The sequence below is a fragment of the Actinomycetota bacterium genome, from assembly GCA_041658565.1.
In the GTDB taxonomy this organism is placed as follows: Bacteria; Actinomycetota; AC-67; order AC-67; family AC-67; genus JBAZZY01.
The window spans coordinates 1-2565 of the sequence record JBAZZY010000103.1 but is presented as its reverse complement, the minus strand read 5'-3'; the positions used below and the strand labels follow the sequence as shown (position 1 = coordinate 2565).

The following is a 2565-nucleotide window of genomic DNA, read 5'->3' as shown; positions in this document are numbered from 1 at the left end:
AATGTTGTTGAACTAAACCGCTGACGCGGTGGTAGAGGGATCTACCGCCGCGTTGTTGTTTTCAGAAGTCCTCTGTCATCACTGCCGCGTCCTCAAGCGCGGCGCTCAGCTGTCCTACTCTCTCCTACGGGAATGTTCCCGAACTTGACGAGGAGAGCGACATGACTGAGTTGCGCAATCGGATGGACGAGGCAATGGTGTTGCGTGGGTTTTCGGCTCGCACACGCGAGTCGTACCTGGCCTGCGTACGAGCTCTGGCGAAGCACTACCGACAGCCACCGGACGTACTCGATGGGCCACGAATCCAAGCCTATCTGCTGCACCTGATCACTGAGCGCAAGCTCGCGTATGCCAGCGTCAATCAGGCTTCCTGTGCTTTTCGCTTCCTGTTCGGCGCGGTGCTGCACCAACCCGAGGTGCGCCTGGACATTCCCATGGCCAGAGTACCCAAACGACTGCCGCAGATTCTCTCGCGCACGCAAGTCACACGCCTGATCGACGCTGCTACAACGCTGCGTGGGCGCACGCTGCTCACTGCTACCTATGCAGCGGGACTGCGCGTCTCAGAGGTGTGCGCCTTGCAACTCGCCGACATCGAGAGCGCACCTGACCGCATGTGCCTCAAGGTGCGCCAAGGCAAAGGCGGCCAGGATCGCTACACGCTGCTCTCGCCGCGCCTGCTCGACACGCTGCGCCGCTACTGGCGCGATCAGCGGCCGCGCCAATGGCTGTTTCCCAACCGTTCGGGCACCGCGCCGATCGAAGTCAAAACGGCGCAGCGGATCTACTGCGCCGCGCGCGACGCCGTCGGCATCGCGCCTGAAGGTGGCATTCATAGCTTGCGCCACGCGTTCGCCACTCATCTGATCGAGGCCGGCGTGGACCTGCCGACTGTCCAGCGACTCTTGGGCCACGGCCACATCGGCACGACGATGCGCTATGTGCATCTGGCGCGCAGCCATCTGACCGGCACCACGTCTCCTCTGGAACTGCTCGACCCGCCGACGCGCTGAGCGCATCGACATGGGTAGCAACGCCCCCAGGGTGGGCCTGGCCGAGGTGCTGCGCCGTCACGGCCCGGCTTATCTCGCGGCCCATCCCTTGTCGTTTGCCAAGGCGAAGGTCTGGCGCGCTATCCTCGCGTGCCGAACCGCCGCCCTGGGTGGCCATGTGGACGTTTGCGATAGCTGCGGCACGACGCGCCGTGTCTATTTCTCCTGCCGCAATCGCCATTGCCCACAGTGCCAGACGCGAGCGAAGGAAGCCTGGCTTGCGGCGCGGCGGCGCGAGGTGTTGCCGGTGCCCTACTTCCACCTGGTATTCACCCTGCCGCACGATCTGAATGGACTCATCGGGCAGTGTCCACGGGTGCTCTACGAGATGCTCTTCGGCGCAGTCTCGGCGACGCTCACCGAGTTTGCGGCCAACCCGCGCTGGCTCGGCGGCACGCCCGCCTTCTCGCTCGTGCTGCATACGTGGAAGCAGGACCTCGCGCGCCATGTACATGCGCATGCGCTGATGGCCGGCGGGGCACTGGGCATCGAGGGCCGGTGGGTCGCGGCCAAGCCCGGGTTTCTATTTCCGGTCAAGGCGCTCTCCAAAGTCTTTCGCGGCAAGTTCGTCGCCGCGCTGAAGGCTGCGCGCCAAGACGGGAAACTCCATGAGGCGCAACTCGCCGAGCATGCCTGGGGCGATTTGCTCGCCCGAGTGCATCAGCATGACTGGGTGGTCTATGCTAAAGAGCCGCTGGGCGGTCCAGCGCAGGTGCTCGACTATCTGGGCCGTTATACGCATCGGGTGGCGATCTCCAACGAGCGCATCATCAACATCGGCGCAGACACGGTAAGTGTGCGCGTGCGCGATTCGGCACACGGTAACCGCAGGCGCACGCTCAGTGTGCCGGCACAGACCTTCATCGAGCGCTTCTTGTTGCACGTGCTGCCCAAGGGCTTCAAGCGCATTCGTCACTACGGGCTGATCGGTCCGGCGCACAAGGCGGCGCGCCTCGCAGCCGCGCGCGCGGCACTGGATGCGCCCGCGCCAGATCCGGCCGTGGTGGAGTCGGTCGAAGCCTTCATGCGCCGCATCGACCAGCATCAGCGCATGTGCTGCCCGCACTGTGGCAAAGGTCAGTTCGTGACCACAGCAACCATCGCGGCTGTGCCGCTGCCTTTATTGCATCTGCGCGGACCGCCGTGACAGACCCGATGCACTCCCCATTCTTCCTCCGTGCTGATAGCGCCGGCCCGCGCCAGGGGAGCGCTCGTCCCTTTGGCATGGTTCGCGCGATACGGGCGTTCGCGCGCGCTTGTTCCTGGGCTTCGCTACCGATGTTTAGCCTCGCAAACACCTGCGTCCACCTCCTCGGGTGCCATCATCGTCCTACCAAACGATTGACTCCCGCCCGCGCTCGCTTAAAATCCCAATAACTACCGCCTACCCGGCGGTTCAGTCCAACGAGGTTTATCCGCCGCCATCGCCGCCACGGCAGGATTCAACGTTTGTGGGGCGGCGGATAAACGCTATTCGTTATGCACCACTTTGTTTCGTAATGAAGTTGTCGTC

Annotated in this window: 2 protein-coding genes; both read left to right on the top strand. The window is 63.8% G+C overall.

All coding sequences use genetic code 11. The annotated features are described in order from the left end of the window. Positions 1-161 precede the first annotated feature (161 nt). Complete coding sequence (locus WDA27_15460) at positions 162-1013, top strand: site-specific integrase (protein MFA5892322.1); 852 nt, start codon at positions 162-164, stop codon at positions 1011-1013. 10 nt (positions 1014-1023) lie between these two features. Then, positions 1024-2199, top strand: coding sequence for an IS91 family transposase (locus WDA27_15455; protein MFA5892321.1), 1176 nt, complete (start codon positions 1024-1026; stop codon positions 2197-2199). Positions 2200-2565 lie beyond the last annotated feature (366 nt).

Excerpts from the sequence above, each read along its gene's own strand:
- WDA27_15460 (MFA5892322.1), top strand. The coding sequence starts at position 162 with ATGACTGAGTTGCGCAATCGGATGGACGAGGCAATGGTGTTGCGTGGG.
- WDA27_15455 (MFA5892321.1), top strand. The coding sequence starts at position 1,024 with ATGGGTAGCAACGCCCCCAGGGTGGGCCTGGCCGAGGTGCTGCGCCGT.